General features: G+C 44.2%; 1 pseudogene. It reads left to right on the plus strand.

From position 1 onward, the window contains the following. Positions 1-5: 5 nt before the first annotated feature. Positions 6-548, plus strand: a pseudogene (locus tag R7Q46_RS29515) (Ig-like domain-containing protein); the annotation flags it as partial.

The following is a 548-nucleotide window of genomic DNA, read 5'->3' on the forward strand; positions in this document are numbered from 1 at the left end:
TTTAAAGTGACATGACTTACCGAGTATGGCGATTCCCATTCTCAGGTAATGCGGGTTACCGTTTGGTGTTAGACCAAGACAGCGCTGAACTGCTACAACAAGGTTCTTTCCAAAAATCATCACGAATCTTATTCCCTCAGCCAAGCCAACTAAGTGCTGGTCAGCATCTGTTGGTGGTGGAATTGGAAGGCGGTGAGTTTGAAGCGAACTTTGATTTCGGTCGTGTTCTAAAAACTGAAAAATCCTCTTTACCTGTGATGTGGACAGGCAGCAATAGCGACATGTACACATTTGGTTTGAATCAGACAGGCTTCTCTTTCGTACCGTTTGCCGCGCTGCTGAATGTGGATGCGAGTCATGTCGTTGAGGCAAAAGCAGACTCATTGCAAACCGATAAGAACAAGTCAATCGAACTGAACTTGATGGACAATGACTTTATGGCCGTTGGTTATCAGTTCAATGTGGACATCGTTCAACAACCAGAACATGGCACTATTTCGGGTAATCAGTACCAACCTGAAATGAATTTTGTTGGTTTGGACCGTTTT

The organism is Vibrio sp. 811 (genome assembly GCF_033339195.1).